Annotated in this window: 16 protein-coding genes and 1 other RNA gene; 8 read left to right on the top strand and 9 right to left on the bottom strand. The window is 31.5% G+C overall.

The annotated features are described in order from the left end of the window. Nucleotides 1–4: 4 nt before the first annotated feature. Nucleotides 5–3,022 carry a tetratricopeptide repeat protein gene (locus CLV91_RS12610; RefSeq protein ID WP_121068500.1) on the bottom strand — a complete coding sequence of 1,006 codons (3,018 nt, stop codon included), beginning with the start codon at nt 3,020–3,022 and terminating at the stop codon, nt 5–7. Between the two features lie 187 nt (nt 3,023–3,209). On the opposite strand from CLV91_RS12610, the gene CLV91_RS12615 reads away from it, so the two are divergent. Then, on the top strand, nt 3,210–3,899 hold the full coding sequence (locus CLV91_RS12615) for a cell division ATP-binding protein FtsE (RefSeq protein WP_121068503.1): 690 nt from the start codon (nt 3,210–3,212) through the stop codon (nt 3,897–3,899). A 281-nt stretch (nt 3,900–4,180) separates the two neighbouring features. Further along, nucleotides 4,181–4,930 (top strand): polyphosphate--glucose phosphotransferase, encoded by a 750-nt coding sequence (gene ppgK / locus CLV91_RS12620; protein WP_121068505.1) that lies wholly within the window; start codon nt 4,181–4,183, stop codon nt 4,928–4,930. Between the two features lie 65 nt (nt 4,931–4,995). Here the strand turns inward: ppgK and CLV91_RS12625 are convergent, their stop codons facing one another. Further along, the gene (locus CLV91_RS12625; protein ID WP_121068507.1) at nt 4,996–5,886 is read right to left on the bottom strand and encodes a LolA-like protein; all 891 of its coding nucleotides are present in this window, start codon (nt 5,884–5,886) and stop codon (nt 4,996–4,998) included. A 118-nt stretch (nt 5,887–6,004) separates the two neighbouring features. Continuing rightward, on the bottom strand, nt 6,005–7,804 hold the full coding sequence (typA, locus tag CLV91_RS12630; protein ID WP_121068509.1) for a translational GTPase TypA: 1,800 nt from the start codon (nt 7,802–7,804) through the stop codon (nt 6,005–6,007). A 252-nt stretch (nt 7,805–8,056) separates the two neighbouring features. Here typA and kdsA point away from each other — a divergent pair, with 252 nt between their 5' ends. Continuing rightward, on the top strand, nt 8,057–8,875 hold the full coding sequence (gene kdsA, locus CLV91_RS12635; RefSeq protein ID WP_121068512.1) for a 3-deoxy-8-phosphooctulonate synthase: 819 nt from the start codon (nt 8,057–8,059) through the stop codon (nt 8,873–8,875). Nucleotides 8,876–8,975: 100 nt separating this feature from the next. Continuing rightward, nucleotides 8,976–9,632 (top strand): DUF1361 domain-containing protein, encoded by a 657-nt coding sequence (locus tag CLV91_RS12640; protein ID WP_121068514.1) that lies wholly within the window; start codon nt 8,976–8,978, stop codon nt 9,630–9,632. Between the two features lie 3 nt (nt 9,633–9,635). Here CLV91_RS12640 and CLV91_RS12645 read toward each other — a convergent pair whose 3' ends face one another. Further along, complete coding sequence (locus CLV91_RS12645) at nt 9,636–10,841, bottom strand: NAD(P)-dependent oxidoreductase (RefSeq protein WP_121068516.1); 1,206 nt, start codon at nt 10,839–10,841, stop codon at nt 9,636–9,638. Nucleotides 10,842–11,107: 266 nt separating this feature from the next. On the opposite strand from CLV91_RS12645, the gene ssrA reads away from it, so the two are divergent. From ssrA to CLV91_RS12665, 4 genes are all read left to right on the top strand, one after another. After that, nucleotides 11,108–11,505, top strand: a transfer-messenger RNA (tmRNA) gene (ssrA, locus tag CLV91_RS12650). Nucleotides 11,506–11,635: 130 nt separating this feature from the next. Beyond that, nucleotides 11,636–13,309, top strand: coding sequence for a PQQ-dependent sugar dehydrogenase (locus tag CLV91_RS12655; RefSeq protein WP_121068518.1), 1,674 nt, complete (start codon nt 11,636–11,638; stop codon nt 13,307–13,309). Between the two features lie 496 nt (nt 13,310–13,805). Further along, nucleotides 13,806–14,546, top strand: a complete 741-nt coding sequence (locus tag CLV91_RS12660) for a LuxR C-terminal-related transcriptional regulator (protein WP_121068520.1) — start codon at nt 13,806–13,808, stop codon at nt 14,544–14,546. A 72-nt stretch (nt 14,547–14,618) separates the two neighbouring features. Continuing rightward, the gene (locus tag CLV91_RS12665) at nt 14,619–16,004 is read left to right on the top strand and encodes a 3'-5' exonuclease family protein (protein ID WP_121068522.1); all 1,386 of its coding nucleotides are present in this window, start codon (nt 14,619–14,621) and stop codon (nt 16,002–16,004) included. A gap of 358 nt (nt 16,005–16,362) precedes the next feature. Here the strand turns inward: CLV91_RS12665 and CLV91_RS17035 are convergent, their stop codons facing one another. The 5 genes from CLV91_RS17035 to CLV91_RS12685 all read right to left on the bottom strand — a co-directional run bounded on the left by CLV91_RS17035 (nt 16,363) and on the right by CLV91_RS12685 (nt 21,236). Continuing rightward, nucleotides 16,363–16,491: a hypothetical protein gene (locus tag CLV91_RS17035; RefSeq protein ID WP_262697347.1), complete on the bottom strand. Its 129-nt coding sequence runs from the start codon at nt 16,489–16,491 to the stop codon at nt 16,363–16,365. Between the two features lie 83 nt (nt 16,492–16,574). Further along, nucleotides 16,575–16,784 carry a hypothetical protein gene (locus CLV91_RS12670; RefSeq protein WP_121068524.1) on the bottom strand — a complete coding sequence of 70 codons (210 nt, stop codon included), beginning with the start codon at nt 16,782–16,784 and terminating at the stop codon, nt 16,575–16,577. A 43-nt stretch (nt 16,785–16,827) separates the two neighbouring features. Next, complete coding sequence (locus CLV91_RS12675; RefSeq protein ID WP_121068526.1) at nt 16,828–18,237, bottom strand: MBL fold metallo-hydrolase; 1,410 nt, start codon at nt 18,235–18,237, stop codon at nt 16,828–16,830. A 55-nt stretch (nt 18,238–18,292) separates the two neighbouring features. Further along, entirely contained in the window at nt 18,293–20,023 is a 1,731-nt protein-coding gene (locus tag CLV91_RS12680; RefSeq protein WP_121068528.1) for a SulP family inorganic anion transporter, read from the bottom strand. A gap of 31 nt (nt 20,024–20,054) precedes the next feature. Further along, nucleotides 20,055–21,236, bottom strand: a complete 1,182-nt coding sequence (locus CLV91_RS12685; protein WP_121068530.1) for a cytochrome-c peroxidase — start codon at nt 21,234–21,236, stop codon at nt 20,055–20,057. Nucleotides 21,237–21,246: the final 10 nt, after the last annotated feature.

The following is a 21,246-nucleotide window of genomic DNA, read 5'->3' on the forward strand; positions in this document are numbered from 1 at the left end:
TCTATTAATTAGGATTTACAGATGAGTTACTTTGTGCTTCTTTTGCCTTTATGATAGACAATTCTCCTTTTGCTTCTGCAACTAAATCTGGATACTGACTAAAATTGGCAATTACACTTTCCAAAATATAAGTTGCTTGGTAAGCATCATTCAAAGCATAAAAATTCTTAGCCATTATAACCAAGCCTTTACCTCCCCACTCTTTATAACTAGAATAGTCTTTTGCTAATTTTTGCACCGCTATGTTAGAATCTTCATAACTAGAATCCTGGTACTTAAAATAAGCATCATAATACAAAGCTTCAGCAGCTGTTTCTCCAGAGGCTATTTTTAAAACCTTAGCGTAAGCATCTTTTGCTCTAGGTGTATCATTAGTTTTTATAGCAGAACGCGCTATCATTATCTGCGCGTCACTTTTAATTCTATTATCTATACTTGCTGTTGCCAATACCTTTTCTGCATAAGAAATAGTATTGCTGTAGTCTTTTTTCTGATAATAACCTTTCATTAAGTTAGACTGCGCAAATGTTCTGTTTTGCTGAATATTTGCAACTGATTCTAAACGCTTTAAATATGGCAATGCTTTATCGTAGTTTTTATCTGCAATATACACTTCACACACACGTGTTAAAGCCTGCTCAGAATATTCACTAGCGCCACTGTCTGCTACATATTGGTAGTATGGTAACGCCTTTTCTTTTTGACCTTTTCCAAAATATAATTGTGCTACATTAAAATTAGCAGGTATACTATGCAATCCATTTGGAAATTGCTTTATGTAATTAACATATCCTTTTATAGCAGCATCTTTATTACCTTCTAAATTTTGTTTATCTGCAGACTCATAACTAGCATTATCTAGCTCTGCATCGGTTACCTCAACAAAATCTAAATCTTTTACCCAAGCAGCATACTCATTAACTTTCCCTAAATCTACATATACCAATTTTGCAGTTGCTACAGCCTGTATTGCTTCTTGCGTTTTTGGAAAATCTCTTACTACTGTTTTAAACTTAACCAAAGCTTGCTCATTTCTACTTGCATTATAATGTACTAAGCCCTGGCGCATTAAAGCCTGAGGAACTAAAGAGCTTCCTCTAAAATCTGTAACCAATCTATTATACGCATTAAGACCCTTACTTTCTTGCCCTTCTGCTATGTAGGTGTTTCCAAGTTCAAACAATGCGTCATCTCTAAGTGTAGATTTAGAGTAGGTAGAAACAAAACTATTTAACCCATCTATCTTTTTTGCTTTGCGATCTACAAAACCATAACTCATTGCTTTTTGATACGCAGCATAATCTTTTTCGGGGCCAGTTAATGCTAAAGATTTATTATAGGTTTCTATAGCAGGCCAATATTTTCTGGTAACAAAATAGCTATCTCCTAAACGTAAATAAGCATCATTAAGTTTCTGGGTATCTGTAGATCCTTGCTTGGTAAAACTATCAAAATATGAAACTGCATTTGCATACTCTTTCTTTTTAAAATACGTGTAAGCCAAATTATAATCAACATCCTTATTCTCCTCTAACAAAGAAGCATTAGAACTTTGTTTAAAAGCTATAAATCCTGCTAGAGCAGCATCAAAATTATTTAATAGATAATCAGACTCTGCTTTCCAATAGCTTGCTCTGGCTTTAAAACTAGCATCTTCTGCACTTGCTAAAGATTTTGAAAAAACTTCCGATGCATTTCCATAGTCCCCATCAACAAACAACTCTACACCTCTATAAAAAGCAACTTTTTGATAGGTAGTTTTGCTAGCATAATTTTTATTTTTTTCTAATAATTCCATTGCCCCAGCAAAATTCTTAGAAGTAATATAAGAATCTACTAAAAGTTCTTGCATTTCTTCTTTATGTGCATCATTAGGGTATTGCTTTAAGTAATTTGTGATTACTTGCGGTACTGGCTCATAAGCATTACCAACCTCATAACTTAAACGAGCATAATTTAAATAAGCATCTTTCTGTATTTCAGAAGAAAAATCCATTTGTGAAGCATTTCTAAATGCATTTAACGCCTCTTGTTTCTTCTCTAATTTTAAATAACACTCTGCTAAATGGTAATACGCATTTTGAGAAACACTATTTGTACCTCCAATTATTTTATTAAACTGTTGAATAGCATTGGCAAAATCTTGCTGTTTGTAATATGCATAGCCTAACAAATAGTAATCTGTATTATTCCATTTTCCTTTTTTTCCATTGTACTCCTCTAAATAAGGAACTGCATTTTGGTATTGCTTTAAATTAAAATAACTTTCCCCTATTATTTTATTTAATTCGGATGTTTCTCTACGATCTGCTTTAGGTAATTGTTTTTTTGCTAAAGCGATAGCTTCTTCAAACTTTCCAAGCTTAAAATTCATATCTGCTTGGTAGTACGACAGTTTTTCCTCTAAAACCTTTTGATCTGTTATTTGGTCAAAACGTTCATTTGCCGCTTCATAATCATCTTGTTGATACGATATATATCCTAAATAATATTTAGCTTGCGAACCATACAATGGGGAAGAAGTTACTTGTGATAGGTATTTTTCTGCTTCTTTTGTTTTCTTTGAAGAAAATAGAGCATAACCATAGTTAAAATTAAACTTATCCATCTCTTTTCTAGAAAGAGCTCCTTGATCTACTTTATTGTACCATTTTAGTGCATACGGATATTTTCCTGTTTCAAAATAATACTCTGCCACATCTGCATAAGCAGAGTTCCTTTTGGTAGAAGTTGGATAGCTTTCCACAAAATCTTCCATAAGACGGTCTGCTCCTAACTGGTTTAACCTAACCGCAGCATTTGCTGCATAATATGCACTATTAGCTGCTATCTCCTCATCGGTAGTAGAAACCGCTACTTTTTCAAAAACGGTTTGCGCAGCTTGGTATTGCTCATTATTATAAAGCGTTAAAGCATCCTGATATTGTTTGTCTTGGTGTGTGTGTATAGTTGTTTCTTGGGCACTCCCAAAAGAAACCATTCCCAAAAGTATGGGAAGTATTGTAGTACTTTTTTTAAACATAGCGTTCTCTAACTATTAACTAAAATATACAACGACAAATATTGTTCCGAAGTATATATTACAAGGTGGATAAGTCTTAAATTTTTATTAAAACTTAGATCAAAACTAATTAAAGAAAAAGATTTTTAAAAAAGCGTACTAGCTAATCCTTTAGAACTTATTACTTTTATATTAACAATACTTGATTATGGAAGAGAATGCAACTGTGCTAGAACTTAAAGATGTAGCTATATTTCAAAAAGATAGTTTAGTACTTAATGAAGTTAGTTTACATGTACAAAAAGGAGAATTTGTTTACTTAATAGGAAAAACAGGTAGCGGCAAAAGCAGTTTTATGAAAACCCTTTATGGCGATTTACCCCTAAAACAAGGCTCCGGAAAAATTGTGAATTTCGATTTAAAAACACTTAAAGAAAAAGACATTCCGTATTTAAGAAGAAAATTAGGGGTTGTATTCCAAGACTTTAAACTTTTACCAGATCGTAATATTAATAAAAATCTACTTTTTGTTTTAAAAGCTACAGGTTGGAAAGATGCAACTAAAATGAATACCCAAGTAGAAAAGGTTTTAGATAAAGTTGGCATGAAAACTAAAGGTTTTAAATTTCCTCATGAACTTTCTGGCGGCGAACAACAACGTATTGCCATAGCACGAGCTTTACTAAATGACCCAGAACTCATTATTGCCGATGAACCCACAGGTAATCTTGACCCACAAACTAGTGTTGAAGTTATGAAGGTTTTACAAGAAATTAACAAAGCCGGCAGAACTATACTTATGGCAACACATGACTATGCTCTTATTCTAAAATACCCTGCAAAAACACTCAAATGTGATGCTAATAAAGTTTTTGAGGTAGTACAAAGGGCTGTTTAGAGGTTGATGGTAAGAAAAATTATCTCAACTTAAAAACCTAAGCAAACGAGGAAAATTTTATTTAAAAAAAGAATAAAGAGAAGAGAGAATATAGATAATAGATTAAGGAGTCAAGACAAAAGACTCAGGACTTTGGACTTTGGACTTTGGACTTTGGACTTTGGACTTTGGACTTTGGACTTTGGACTTAATACAAAAATTTCCAAAAGCCAAATTAACAAGTACAAACAATCTTTTTATCATTCTTTTCGTTATTTTGGTAGTTCAATAAAAAATTACGTATGATAGTTTTAGGAATAGATATAGGCGGCTCTGGTATGAAAGGAGCTTTGGTAGACACAATAACTGGTGAAATGACCACGGAGCGCTATAGAATACCTACACCTCCCGATAGAAAGCCAAATGAAATGGCCGATGTAATAAAACAAATTGCAGAACATTTTGATTACAAAGGACCTATAGGGGTTGGTTTTCCATCCATAGTTAAACATGGCGTATGTAAAGCACCAGGAAACTTGCACAAATCTTGGGTAAATATAAATGTACATGAGTTGTTAAGCGAAGTAACAAAACTTCCTGTTACAGTAATTAATGATGCAGATGCTGCTGGCTATGCTACCATGAATTATGGTACTGGAAAAGGAAAAGACGGTCTTGTTATTATGATTACTATTGGTACTGGTTTAGGAAGCGGCGTATTTTTAAACGGAGAACTACTACCTAATTTTGAATTAGGGCAAATACCATATAAAAAATATAAAAAAATTGAGCAATGGGCTGCAGGTTCTGCCAAAGACCGCGAAAACTTGTCTTATAAAAAATGGGGAAAGCGTTTTAACACGTTCTTAGAATATGTAGAAGTTATTACCTGTCCAGACTTAATTATATTAGGTGGCGGCGCTTCTAAAGATTTTAAAGAATATAGCAAACAAATTACTATTGATACTCCTGTTATTCCTGCTGAATTAAAAAATCATGCTGGTATTATAGGTGCTGCTGCAGCTGCTCTACATCAAGCTCCAAAAGATTAAAAAATAAAAAAAGTTTCATTCTTTAGAATTAGAATGAAACTTTTTTATTTTCTATTTAGCACAAACTATTTTAAAATTTTTGCTCCCTCTGGTGCTGAAAAATAGTTTTCTGGCACACTAGGTGAAAAAGAAATATCACTAATTTCAATTTTAGTGATATACTCTCCTAAATCTCCATCTTTGGACCAGTGTGTTTTTAATTTTACTGGCAAATTAATCCCATCTATAGTTGCCCATTCTACAATTTCAAGAATTTTTTCTGGCGCATGCCCTCCATTAGGAAAATAACCTGGATACGATACTATGTATAAAATAGCACTCATTTTATGTGTACTCTTATCAAAATATAATTTATAATAATCATCTGGAGCATCACCAGTACCAGAAGCAAATGTTACTTTAATAACATCTTGTAAAGCCCCCTTATATTCTTTGTCTTCTAAAAGTTCTAAATTAACCCCTTCCCCATCTAATACAAATGGGTGTCCAAAAAGATATATTGGTGTTAAAGCCCAAAATTTAGTATCGTATTTAAATGCCAAACTATCTTTAGCGTTTACCCAAGCTTCTTCACCATCCCAACCAAAGGTTGCTGTTGTATCTTTTATACTATTATGCCTAGCTTTGTTATTCCAAGTATCTACTGTTTGGTAAGAGTTTCTACGTGTAGAACCATCTTCTGGTTGGTAATCAAAACGAAAAGAAAAAAAACCGTTTGCAAACCATTTTTCTAAACCACCTTGTGCTTCCATTCCTTTCCATAAAACTTTTCCTGCATCGGTAGCATTTAATCTTGCTTTTGCATTTTCTACTCTTTTTTGAATCCAAGTATCTGGAATAGAATACCCCTCTTTCTCTATAATTACTTCTTTTGCTACTCCCTTTTTAGAAGCCTCTTTACAGGAAACAAATCCTACTATTAAAACTACAGTAATAATTTTAAATATATTTTTCATAATTAAAAGTGTTTATTAAAAATAATAGTCGCACTCCAATAGTAACCTAACATAAAAAGAAAAAAAAAATCTCAAGAAATAAATTCTTGAGATTTTCTATAAAGTATCTTAATTATAATTAAGCTATTTTATTACGCTTACGCTCATTTTCTGTTAAGTAAATTTTACGTAATCTTAAGTGAGATGGAGTTACTTCTACATACTCATCTTTTTGTATATATTCCAAAGCTTCTTCTAATGAGAATTTAATTGCAGGTACAATTTTAGCTTTATCATCTGCTCCTGAAGAACGTACATTAGAAAGTTTCTTAGTTTTAGTGATATTCACCGTCATATCATCTCCTCTAGAATTTTCTCCAATAACTTGTCCTTCGTAAATATCTTCTCCTGGATCTACAAAAAACTTACCTCTATCTTGTAATTTATCAATAGAATAAGGAATAGCTTTACCAAGTTCCATAGAAACTAAAGAACCATTTTGTCTTTGTGGAATATCTCCTTTCATTGGTTGATATTCTAAGAATCTGTGCGACATAATTGCCTCACCTGCTGTAGCAGTTAATAATTGGTTACGAAGACCTATAATACCTCTAGACGGAATTAAGAACTCGCATACCATACGCTCCCCTTTTGCTTCCATACTAGTCATTTCTCCTTTACGCATAGAAACAAATTCTACCGCTTTTCCAGAAACGCTTTCTGGTAAATCTATAGTTAATGCTTCAATAGGCTCACATTTAACACCATCAATTTCTTTAATAATTACTTGTGGTTGTCCAATTTGAAGTTCATAACCTTCTCTACGCATAGTTTCTATTAAAACCGAAAGGTGTAATACCCCACGACCAAATACTAGAAACTTATCTGCGCTATCTGTTTCGTTTACACGTAAAGCTAAATTTTTCTCAAGCTCTTTTTGTAATCTTTCGTTAATATGTCTAGAAGTAACAAACTTACCATCTTTACCAAAGAATGGGCTATCATTAATAGTAAAAAGCATACTCATAGTAGGCTCATCTATAGCAATTGTTTTTAACCCTTCTGGCGCTTCAATATCTGCAACCGTATCTCCTATTTCAAAACCTTCAATACCTGTAATAGCACAAATATCTCCTGTAGCTACTTCTTTTACTTTTAGTTTTCCTAAACCTTCAAAAACAAAAAGCTCTTTTATTTTTGATTTTACAATGCTACCATCTCTTTTTACTAAAGAAACTTGTTGCCCTTCTACTAAAGAACCTCTTTGCAATCTTCCAATTGCAATACGTCCTGTAAAAGAAGAAAAGTCTAAAGATGTAATTAACATTTGCGTGTTTCCTTCTTTTGGTTCAAAAGATGGCACATGCTCAATAACCATATCTAATAATGGCTCAATATTTTCTGTTTCGTTTTTCCAATCGTCACTCATCCAGTTATTTTTAGCTGAACCGTATACTGTTGGAAAATCTAGCTGCCATTCTTCAGCACCTAACTCGAACATTAAATCAAAAACTTTTTCATGTACTTCATCTGGAGTACAGTTTTCTTTATCTACTTTATTAACAACCACACAAGGTTTTAAACCTAGGTCTATAGCTTTTTGTAATACAAAACGTGTTTGTGGCATTGGGCCTTCAAAAGCATCAACCAACAACAAAACACCATCTGCCATATTTAATACACGCTCTACTTCTCCACCAAAATCGGCGTGACCAGGAGTATCAATAATATTAATTTTTGTTCCTTTATAAACAACAGAAACATTTTTAGAGGTAATGGTAATACCACGCTCACGTTCCAAATCGTTATTATCCAAAATTAAATCTCCTGTATTCTGGTTCTCGCGAAACAGTTGACAGTGATACATAATCTTATCTACCAAGGTTGTTTTACCGTGATCTACGTGCGCAATAATGGCAATATTCTTTGTTGTTGACATAAATAATTTATTTAATAGCAGTCTTAATAGCTATTTTAAGCGTGCAAAGATACTTTTATTTTTTTGATGCTAGCTAATAGTTGTGTTATTTTTATCTTATTGATTTTGAGAGACTTCCAATACAATCAGATAATATAAATTTTATTATAACAATTACCGTAAAAAAAAGTCTATTTAAGAAGAATAACCCACATGAAAGATTGTTATACTTGGCAGATAGAAATTGTATCTTTGTATTAAACTACTTAAGAAATGAAACTAGAACTTATACCGCAGCTAAAACATACCAATAGCAACAACTTTTTTCTTTTATCTGGGCCATGTGCTATTGAAGGAGAAGATATGGCATTAAGAATTGCTGAAAAAATAGTTTCTGTTACTGATGCTCTTAAAATCCCTTATGTATTTAAAGGAAGTTTTAAAAAAGCTAACCGAAGTAGAGTAGATTCTTTTACAGGAATTGGCGATGAAAAAGCTTTGAAAATCTTAAGAAAAGTTTCCGACACTTTTAATGTTCCTACAGTTACAGACATTCATACTAATGAAGATGCAGAAAGAGCTGCGCAATATGTAGATATTCTGCAAATTCCTGCTTTTTTAGTTCGCCAAACAGATTTGGTAGTTGCAGCGGCTAAAACAGGTAAAGTAGTTAACTTAAAAAAAGGACAATTTATGAGTCCAGAAAGTATGAAACATGCTGTTACTAAAGTAACCGATTCTGACAACCAACAAGTTATGGTTACAGATCGCGGAACTATGTTTGGCTACCAAGATATGATTGTAGATTTTAGAGGCATCCCTACCATGAAGCAATTTGCTCCAGTGGTTTTAGATGTTACACATTCTTTACAACAACCAAACCAATCTTCTGGAGTTACTGGCGGAAGACCTGATATGATTGAAACTATTGCTCGTGCAGGTATTGTTACTGGTGTAGACGGTATTTTTATGGAAACACATTTTGATCCCGCTAACGCTAAAAGTGATGGTGCTAATATGTTACATTTAGATCACTTAGAAGGACTCTTATCTAATTTAGTTGCTATTAGGAAAACTGTAAATGAGCTTTAATAATTACTTTACAACTACACAACTTAATTTATACTATTTTTCTTACAACAAAATTAGATTGGAATCGTTACTATAAAAGCCCAAATTCTAATTCTAAAAAATGAAATCTACATTTTTACGTAATAACCCTTATTATATAAGGCTATTATTACTTTCTTTTTTATGTAGTCTTGCGTTATTATATAGAGTAATAACTACCCATAGTATAGATTTCACTTTCTTATTATGGAATTTGTTTTTGGCTATTTTACCATTATTTCTATCTAAAATAATTAGGTACAATTCTAAAGTACAAGCTTCTAAACCAACGCTTACAGTTTTTTTTATTTTTTGGCTTCTCTTTTTACCAAATAGCCCATATATAATAACAGATTTTATTCATTTAGAAACCGGAAAGTCTACTATGTGGGTAGACCTTTTCATGTTATTTATTTTTGCTCTTAATGGGGTATTATTAGGTGCTTTATCTATGATAGATATTTTTCATTTTCTTACTAAAAAGTATACACAAAAAATAGCTAACTATACATTATTTACAACTTGTTATTTAAGTGGTTTTGGTATTTTTATTGGTAGGTTCCTACGTTTTAATTCATGGGATATTATAGCTAGGCCAAAAATTTTATTTTACTGTCTTTACAAATGTCTTTTCTTATGGGAAGCATGGGTATGGACAATAGGCTTTGGCAGTTTCATGTGGATTTCATTTTTGGTACTAAAACCTATAATGCGCGCTACAAAACAAAATACCCCCTAAGTCTTATTCTTTACCATCTACATAATCTTGCAAATAAGAATACCGTTCTGTTAGTTTTCCATTTTCTGTCATTCTTGCTCTGTGTAAAACACCATCCTTATCCGCATTAAAAAAAGCAGGAATTACATGCTTTACAAATGCTTCTCCAAAGCCGTTACTAGCATCTCTTGGAAGCTCACAAGGCAAATTATCTACCGCCATTACAGCAATAGCTTTAGGGTCTTTAAAATCTATTTCTTTTTCTGATTGTGGATCATAACCATATACAGGTTTTGCAATGGTTGAAGGTCTTATTGTTGTAGCCACAGGACCATCTATATCACAACTAACATCGGCTACTACTTTTATTTTAAAATCTGGATGCTTAGCATCTTCCCTAGTATATAAATAAGGAGCACCATCGCCATAAAAATGGCCAGCAATATAAAAATCGGTTACTTTAGTAAATCTTGTAAAATTAGTTTTGTATTCCTCAGGTTTTGCAAAAAAGTCTGCTTTATTACCACGCACACCATCTTTACGTTTATTATAATCCGATGCATCTATTTGGCAATACACAGGTTCTTTAAAATCTTCTTCTAAATATTGGGTAACATTTACTTTTCTAATCTGCATGGCATCTAACATTTCCCTAGCACCATTCCCTACTCTACCTCTACCGGTTAACATTATTTTTATATTAGGCAATGTTATCCCTTTTAGTTGTTTTATTAAATCTTCTTGATTAATTAATTCTTCTGCCTTTGGTAATTGGAACAAATCATATTTTAAACCATAGGTTCTAAGTCCATTATATGCACCAACTATTCCTGCATACCGACCAAAAGCAACTACACGTTGCTCTTTTGTATTAGTGATAACTTCATGGTCGTACATTTCTATATTCTTTTCTAAAATAGCTTTTAAAAGTTTTCTATTATAGGGCTGCTTTTTAATTGTATGCGAAAAGAAAAAGTATTTTTTATTCGAAATCAAAGATTCAACAGGAACCTCTTTTACACCAATAAGAACATCACACTCTTCCATTTTAGATGCCACTGTTATTCCAGAAGTACTGTACTCCTCATCTTTAAAAACACGAATGTTAGATGGCTCTACAATTATTTTTGCATCTTTAAACTTATTCTGTACTTGTACGCAAGCTTCTGGTGATAACACAACACGGCGATCTGGTGGATTTTTGCGTTCTTGAATAATTCCGAATTTCATAATAATAATTTTATAACTTACTAAGCTATTTTAGTTGTAAATATAACAATACAAGAGTCTAACCACAAAACTTTTTTTGGAATACTTTTTGAAGTACCTTTGTAAGCTACTTTTTAGTACAGGCTCAAAATTAATATAAGTTTTATAATTAATAGAGCATAGTTCTTTGAAAAAAATAAGGAGAGAATTGAGTATGAATGAATGCCCTTCGGCTTCGTTCAAGGCTTAATTCGTTTACAATCGATAAAATCGATTTAACTCATTAAGGGGCCGACTGGTTTTGACAGCGAGACTAATTGGAATATAAGCATGCCGAGCTTTGTTATGTGGCTCGTTAATCTCATGTATCACACTTTTAATTGGCGAAAATAATTACGCTCTTGCCGCTTAATCTGAATTATAGTAAGATTAGCCTCGTCTCTACTAGGTAGAGAAGCGAGATGTCCCTGAATAGCCTCTGTCGACGGCGATTCAAATCGGGGCACCATAAATGTCGATATAAGGATATTGTTGCTTTGGCAGTATCACTAAAACTTAAAGAAGCTAAGTATGTATTGGGCGGTTTCTAGTCAGGTACGTATCTAAAATTAAATAGAAACTAAGCACGTAGAAAGTATTGTAATTACTTGTTTGGACGAGGGTTCGAATCCCTCCGGCTCCACACAACCCCATAAATGAAAAATTTATGGGGTATATTAAAACTTATTCCCCTTAAATAGTTCTAAAAATATTCCCTATTGCTACTTATTAAAAAATAGCTTAAGTTTAAAAACTCTTAAATAAAATTTTAAAGAATGAATAAGCTTTTTTTTGCCACCCTATTACTTTGTTTTATTACCTCTTGCGAAAGCAAAAAGGATATTCCTTCCGCTACCCTACCATCGCCAGACTCTAATAATGGAGACATTAGCTTACCAAAAGATTTTGGAGCTATAGTAGTTCATAACGGACTTGGAAAAATGGCAAGACATATAACGGTAAGAGATAATGGAGATATTTATGTGAAAATGCTAAAAAAAGTAACTAACAATGGTATTATAGCCTTTAGAGATACTACTGGGAATGGAAAATCTGACATTGTAAAAGAGTTTGGTAACTTCTCTGGTAGTGGAATAGATATTAACAATGGTTTTTTATACGCCTCCTCTACAACAGAAGTGTATAGATATGCACTAAAAAAAGACAACTTACTCCCAAACTTAGAACCAGAATTAGTAATATCTGGCTTTCCAAAACAAAATGACCACTCTTCTAAACCTTTTACTTTTGATGACAAAGGGAACATATACGTAACCGTAGGTTCCCCTTCAAATGCTTGTCAAAAAGAAGCTCGTAGTCCAGGAAAAAGTGGAATGGACCCATGCCCGCATCTAGATTTACAGGCTGGTATCTGGAGCTTTAAAACCAATAAAACAAAGCAGGTACACGGTAAAGATGGTTTTAAATATGCAACAGGTATTCGTAATGCTATGGGGCTTGATTGGAATTTTGCTGCCAATAGTTTATATGCTATGCAACATGGTAGAGACCAATTACACCAACTTTGGCCAGATTTATATACCAAAGAAGAAAATGCGCAACTACCGGCAGAAGAATTTTTACAAGTAAGTAAAGGCGATGATTTTGGATGGCCTTACTGTTATTTTGACCAAAATAAAAACAAAAAAATGTTAGCTCCTGAGTATGGAGGAGATGGCATACAACAAGGAAAATGCGAGGGAATAAAAGCTCCTTTAATGGCATTTCCAGGGCATATGGCTCCAAATGATTTATTATTTTATACCGGAAATCAATTTCCAGAACGATATAAAAATGGTGCTTTTATAGTATTTCATGGTTCCTGGAATAGATCTCCGCTGCCGCAAAAAGGGTTCTTTGTAGTTTTTGTTCCTATGAAAAATGGGAAACCATCTGGTAAATGGGAAATTTTTGCCGATAACTTTGCAGGCATGGAAGAAGTTAAAAATCCTGCAGATGCTATAAACAGACCTATGGGAATTGCCCAAGGCCCAGATGGCTCTCTATACGTTACTTCATCTGCTACCGGGAAAATATGGCGAATTATGTATTATGGAGAAAATTCTAACATAAAAGAAACCGTTATAACTTATAAAAAACCTGAAGAAATTACCAAGAAAACTACCAATAATCCTAATGGAAAAAAAGTTTACGATACCTACTGCTTAGCTTGCCACCAAGCAAATGGAAAAGGGGTACAAGGTTTAAATCCACCATTAGTAAATACCAATTGGGTAAAAGGAGATAAAAAGGCTCTTATTGGGGTATTACTTAATGGTATGGCTGGAGAAAAAGTAGATGGAGAAGTATATAGTAATGTAATGGCTGCTCATGATTTTCTAACAGATGAACAAATAGCAGATGTACTAACGTATGTACGTTCAAATTTTGGAAATAACTATAGTAGTATTACAAAAGATGAAGTAAAAAAATTAAGAAACAATAATTAAATTTTCTAAAAGATTTTTCTTACCTAAACTAGGTGTAAAACCTATGCTCAGGTAATAAATACCCTCTAATAGGTATTGTGTTATTAGATAATCAGTTCTATTTTTGTGAATAGTTTTAAAAACTACACTACATATAAATAATGCTATTAATTATAACGCATATAAACTAACAACCCTTTACAAAAAACTTAGTTAATACTCGGGGGAACTATTGCTAGGAAAGTATGTGAAGGGTTTATTTATTTATATTCTCTAACTTTATAGAATAAATACCTACACTAAAACTCATTTATACAGACATTTATATATTTAATAAACCAAATAAAAACAGTACTTTTACAATAACGTTTTAGAATATGATTATTTTTTGAAGAATTTACATACGTAAATTTTTCATAATCAAAACTAAATAACATTCTCCATACGTTCCCCAAATTTCCAATAAACAAAGCATTTAACCTATAAATGTCGTATTTGTAATACTAGTTTATAACGAATGAGAGAAAATGAGGAAATAAAAGATTTGCGCCAAAATATACAAGAAAATCTAGGTGTATCTCTTAAAAAATCTAAAGACTACGAATATTTTAATAATTTCCCTTTAAACAGTAAACAATGTTTATATGTTGCAAATTGGAGATCTAGAGGTATTGTATACGAAAAAGGCTTAGAAAATTTAACTGGTTACAAATTAGAAGAATTTAATACAGAAGATATTATTTCTTATACACATCCTGAAGATAGAGAACTTGTAAAAAACATTACAAAAGGGGTGGTAATGCATGTTGTTAATACTCCTATACAAAATGAAGAAGCCCATTTATTACTCTCTTTTAGATTTTTGAAAAAAGATGGCACCTACTGCAAACTTTTAGTGCAATCTTCTGTATTAGAAAGAGATGAAGAAGGTAAAATGATAAGTAATTTTTCATTACTTACAGATATTTCTTTTCTAGAAACTCATGATCGCGTAGAGTGGAATTTTCAAGCAAATGAATTAGATTTAATTGAGTTTAAAAAAGTAATTTATAAATTGTATACTAACTTTTATACTAAAAGAGAAAAAGAGATTATACATTTAATTGAACAAAAAAAAACATCAAGAGAAATTGCAGACCAATTATCTCTAAGTAAATTAACAGTACAAACACATCGAAAAAATATTCTAAGAAAAGCTAAATCACATTCTATAGATGATGTTTTGTCTTTTTGTAAAAAGAATGGGATAATAGATTAAGTCTATTATTCTTTTATAGAGTTTTGCTAGAAAACACATATATTTCTTAACTTTCCTATTAAGAAATAGAACATGTATACCATAATAGATATAGAAACTACTGGAGATGGAGTAAAAGGAAATAAAATTACCGAAATCTCTATATTTAAGTATGATGGAAATGAAGTTGTAGAAGAGTATACAAGTTTAGTAAATCCAGAATGTGAAATTCCATATTTTATTACCAGACTTACAGGTATAGATAATGCAATGGTTCGTGACGCCCCTACTATACATGAAATTGCTCCAAAAATACTAGATATTACAAAAGACACCATATTTGTAGCGCATAGTGTAGGGTTTGATTATAATATAATTAAGAACGAGTTACAGAATATTGGAATACCCTTTAGCAGAAAAAAACTATGTACCGTTAGGCTATCAAGAAAATTAATCCCAGGGCTAAAGTCTTATAGTTTAGGAAAGTTATGTACTTCTTTAAATATTCCTTTAAGTAATAGACATAGAGCTCGTGGTGATGCCCACGCTACTTTACTACTTTTTAAAAAGCTTTTAAACAGCAAAAATGCAACAGATGTTTTTAGTTCTTTTTTAAATTCTAGGTCACAAGAAAACACTTTACCACCAGCACTACCAAAAGAGGAGTTTAATAAACTACCTAATAAAGCGGGGATATATTATTTTAAAAATGAAGAAAATATAAGTATATATATTGGCAAAGCTATTGCAATAAAAAAAAGAGTACTAAGTCATTTTTATAATAAAACAACAAAAGAAATTGAAATGTGTTCCAAAACTGCACATTTAGATTTTAAGCCTTCTGGAAATGAACTTATAGCATTATTAATGGAGTCTGCTGCTATAAAAAAAGAAATGCCAATCTACAACAAAGCGCAAAAAAGAACTGCTTTACAATATGGTATTTTTAGTTACGAAGACCGCAATGGTATTTTACATATTGCTTATAATAAAATAAAATCTGCTCCAAATGCTGTACAACATTTTTTTAGTATAACAGACTGTAGGCTTGCATTAGAAAAAATATGCGAAGCGTATAATTTATGCCCTAAGTATTGTCATTTACAAGAGAATATTACACACTGCTCCCATTACAAAATAAAAAAATGTAACGGTATTTGTAAACAACAAGAAACCACAAAACAATATAATAAAAGAGTAACATTAGCACTAAAGGATTTAAAGACCTCTAATGATAGTTATTTTATAAAAGAACAAGGAAGGACTAAAGATGAAATAGGAATAGTAGCTGTTTTAGAAGGCCAATATAAGGGTTATGCTTTTATTCCTATAGAAGAGCAAATAAATAATATTGAGGAGTTAGAGTCTTTTATTATTCCACAAAAGAATAGTCTAGATGCACTTAAAATTATAGAAAACTATAAGTACAAAAAACCACAAAATGTAATTTCACTATCGGCAAAAGAAGCGCATATTTAACTACGTGGTCTTTTAAATTTTTTAAGCATTTGATATGCAAACAAAAGCCACAAAACAAAAATAATAGATATAAGAACTATATATAGTAAAATAAAATTCATATCTCTTTTTAATTTAAAAGAGTTGATGCCTATAATTAGCTATATATAAATACAGACATCAACTAACCACTAACCATTAATTTTTCTTCAATACTATAACTTACAAATATATTTTTTAGTATAAAATTTGTAATTATATTCCTACATAAATATAAGTAAATATTTCTAAAAAACCCAAAAAGGGTAATAAATTAATACATAATGTATTAATTTATTACCCTTTTTTATCTAAAATAATTTATAAACTTGTAAAAGAGCTACTCCTTGTTTTTGCCGCTATTCATAAAAACTACTAATACTCCTATTAAAATTAAGACTACTACTCCAAAAACACCAATCATTATAATACCATTGGACCAGTCTACTAAAGGAAAAATATGTGCCATTTTTTTAAAGTTTTATTATTTACATAAAATTATGCAAGTAAATCCTTAAAAAATATGATATATATCAGTTTGTATTTATAGTATTAGAACATTCTAAATAAATACATTACTAAAAATGTTCCTGCAGAGCTAACAAATATGGAACTTTGCCAGAAATAAACTTTATTCCCCCAAATGGTTAACCATTTTTTTCCAAATTCTTTTTTAACATATACTCTAAGAACTTTAGAATACAGAAAATTTATAACTAAAAAAGTTACTAACGCTATTGCTATTACACTCATTTTTTCCATAAACTAAATTTTTAAAGTTGTATTACTTATAAATTATTATTGCCTATAAAGTAGTTGGACAAACAAATTCTGATACTTTTATATTTGATTTTTTAATTGCAGCAAACCCACCAGCAACATCTACCAAATTATGTATACCTCTACTTTTTAAAATAGATGCAGCAATAACAGAACGATAGCCTCCTGCACAATGCACATAAAAAGTTTCCTTTTCTGGAAATTCTCCTAAATAATTATTTAAATCGCTTAATGGCGTGTGCTTTGCATTTATAATATGTTCAGATTGGTATTCTCCAATTTTACGAACGTCAAAAACAGGTGTAGTTCCATCATTTAATATTGCCTCTAAATTTGCTGCTGCAACAGAAGATATCGTATCAAAATCCTTTCCTGAATCTTTCCAGCTTTGCAGCCCACCTTTTAAAAAGCCAATAGTACCATCAAAACCTACTCTAGATAAACGTATTACAGCTTCTTCTTCTTTACCATCTGGTATTACAAGTAATATTGGTTGTTTTACATCTGCTATTAAAGCGCCTACCCATGGGGCAAAATCGCCATTTAAACCAATAAATATAGAACGTGGCACATGCTCCTTTACAAACTCTGCCTGGGTTCGTACATCTAAAACAATAGCTCCTGTAGTATTTGCTAAATTTTCAAATTTATCTGGAGATAATGCTGTTTTTCCTCTATCCAAAACAACATCTATATCTTCATAACCTTCTTTATTCATTTTTACGTTTAAAGGAAAATATTTTGGTGGTGGCATTAATCCATCTGTCACCTCTTTTACAAATTCTTCCTTAGTCATATCTGCTCTTAATGCATAATTCATTTTTTTCTGATTCCCCAAAGTATCCACCGTTTCTTTCATCATGTTTTTACCACATGCGGAACCAGCACCATGTGCAGGGTATACTATAACATCATCTGCCAAAGGCATTATTTTATTTCGTAAACTATGAAACAATGTTTCTGCTAATTGTTCTTGTGTTAAATCTGCTGCTTTTTGAGCTAAATCTGGTCTACCAACATCCCCCAAAAACAAAGTATCTCCAGAAAAAATAGCATAGTCTTTACCATTTTTATCTTTTATTAAATACGTAGTACTTTCCATAGTATGCCCTGGAGTGTGTAATACTTTAATTACTAATTCTCCCAATTTAAACTCTTGCTCATCATTAGCTATTATAGCATCAAAAGTAGGATTTGCTGTAGGGCCGTAAATTATTGGCGCACCTGTTTCTTTAGACAAAGTAACATGGCCACTTACAAAATCTGCATGAAAATGGGTTTCAAAAATATATTTTATAGTAGCGTTGGCCTCTTTTGCCTTTTTAATGTACGGAGCCACCTCTCTAAGAGGATCAATAATTGCTACTTCACCTTTACTTTCTATATAGTAAGCACCTTGCGCTAAACAACCTGTATATATTTGTTCTATTTTCATAACTCTAAATTTAGTTTACCAAAACTATAAATTAATTTAATCTTCTTTTGTAACATTAGTCACTGTTCATCCTATTCTGGTGGGCTATTTTAAAACCCAATCCTGTCTCTCTTTTTGGATTATTAAATTGTAATACAGCTTCATTAGTTTTTACAAATAAATTTTCTCTTTTTAAAACTTCTATAATCCCGCTAGAATATAATATATCTCTTGTAGGCCCTATAGCACCTGCTATATAAAAGTTTATGTGTTTACTTTCTAATTCTTTTATTAACTTCTTTAGCATATTAGCTGCTGTAGAATCTATATAATTAATTGCTTCTGCATTTAAAATAATACCCCTTAAATTTGCGCCTTTTGTTTCTATACATTTATAAATTTCCTTTTTAAAATAGGATGCATTTGCAAAATATAATTGTGCATCAAAACGAACTATTAATAAATTGTCTTGTATAAAAACATCTTCTCCAAATCTATTAATGTTTCTATAGTATTCTGTTCCTTTTATATTTCCTAGAACAGCAAAATGTGGATTAGAAGTACGGTATACCATTAATAAAAGTGAAATTAGGACCCCTACTAAGATTCCCTCTTTAATACCTATAAAAAGTGTTATAAAAAAAGTAATTAGCAGTACAAAAAATTCATCTTTTCTATGCTTTAATAACCTTTTGGCGTATTCCAAATCTATTAAACCAAAAACAGAAACCATTATTATACTTGCCAAAACAGCTTTAGGTAAATAATAAAATACTGGAGTTAAATATAGTAACGTTATTACCACCATTACTACAGAAAACAATGCTGCCAAATTAGTTTTTGCTCCGGCTTCACTATTTATAGCCGACCTAGAAAAACTTGCAGTTACGGGGTAAGCCTGAAAAAAGGAGCCTATTACATTAGAAGAACCAATTGCTATTAATTCTTTATTAGCATCTATAGTTTCTTCACCTGTTTTTTCTTCTATAGCTTTACCTATAGAAATAGCCTCTAAATAACCCACCATTGCTAATGCTATTGCCATTACCCATAAGTCTTTCACTACTGTTAAACTAATATTAGGTAGTTTAAAAGAAGGTAAACCACTTGGTACTTTCCCTACCAAACTAACTCCAAAATTTTCTAAATTAAAAAAGTAAACGGTTGCAATTCCTATAATTACTACTATAAGTATGGATGGTATTTTTTTATTTATTTTTTTAAGTAGAATAATTAATAGTATTCCTATTATACCTATTAGTAAATCGAATTTATTTGTTTCCGAAATTTTAGAAAAAACATTAACTAATAGTTCATGAAAATAGGTTGCTCTTTCTACTTTTATTCCTAGTAAATGTTTTATTTGACTAAAAATGATAATTAATGCTGCAGCAGAAGTAAAACCGCTTATAACAGGTCTTGATAAATAGTTTACTAAAAAACCCATTTTAAAAACACCTAACAGCACTTGCGTTGCTCCTACTAAAAATGCAAGAACAATTACCATGGCAATATAATTTTCTATACTAGTTATTGCTAAAGTACCTAAACTGGCAGCTACCAAAAGAGAATCCATAGCAACAGGCCCTACGGCTACCTGTCTTGATGTTCCCAAAAAAACGTAAGTTAATATTGGTAATAAAGATGCATATAAACCGTATACAGGGGGTAAACCAGCAATCATAGCATACGCCATACCTTGCGGTATAAGAATAATACCAACAGTAAGCCCAGCAATTATATCTTTAGATAGATAAGCTTTTTTGTAGGTTCCTAACCATTGCAGAAATGGAAAAAATTTAAACATTCTACAAATTTAAGCTATTCTACGAAAACGATTACTTAATATTTCCTCCTACTGGCAAACCACTAGGCACTTTTTCTGGAATCTCCTTATCAAAATCTGTATCGTTTAACGTATTTAAGAACGATATTATAAGAGACATTTCTTTTACTGATAAATTTAATTGCTTAATAAAAGGGTCGTAATTTTTAGGAGATACGTTTTTATTTATTGTTTTATTATTGGAAATATCTTCATAAAATTCTAACACTTTCTGAAGGCTTAAAAAACTTCCATTATGCATATAAGGAGCAGTAAATCTTAAATTACGCAAAGTTGGTGTTCTAAAAGCATAACTCCTATTTACGCCACTATCTATCTCTTTTATTTTTATATTTTCTGGAACTCCCAAAACATGTTCTTTATAATCTGAAAACATTGGACCATTATGGCAATTTGCGCAACCAACTTGTTTAAATAGAGAAAAACCTTCTTTTTCTGATAAGAGTATGGCATTTTCATCTTCCCGCATATATTGATCAAATCTAGAGTTAGTTGCTACCAAAGTTCTTTCAAAAGCTGCAATTGCTTTTCCTAAATTCTCTTCGCTTATTGCATTCTCTTCACTAAAAGCATTTTTAAAAAGTTTTTTATACTCTGGAATTTGCTTCAGCCTTTTTACTACTTCTGGTAAAATAGTTTCTTCTGTAAATTTAGAACCTCGCATTTCCTCTAGAGTTTTAATTGGCATTAAAGCTTGCTCTTCTAAACTATTAGCCCTTAAATCCCAAAACATAGGGGCATTTTCTGGATCATACTCTAAATCTTGCCCCAACCCATTAAAAGCAGTATTTAAAACAGTATGTGCATTTCTTTTTACAAATGGTATTGTATTGGGAGAGTTAAATACCCTTTTGCTTCCAAAACCTTTAGCATTAGTTCCTATAGATACGTCTAAAAACTCTGCGTAGCCAGTACTAGGATGATGGCAAGTTACACAAGCAATATCTTTACTTCCCGACAAAATTGGATCATAAAATAATAACTTCCCTAAAGCAACTTTATCTTTAGTATTTTTATTATTTATTGGGCTTTTTACCGTTCTGGGTAAGGCTGCAAATACAATGGTATCTATTTCTTTATTTGGAGAAATTATTCTTTCGGAAACTTTATCTCTACAGCTCCAAAAAACAAATAATAAAAAGAAAAAAGAAAAGGTTTTTTGGTAACTACTCAATTTATATAAT

The sequence above is a fragment of the Maribacter vaceletii genome (genome assembly GCF_003634105.1).
Lineage (GTDB): Bacteria > Bacteroidota > Bacteroidia > Flavobacteriales > Flavobacteriaceae > Maribacter_B > Maribacter_B vaceletii.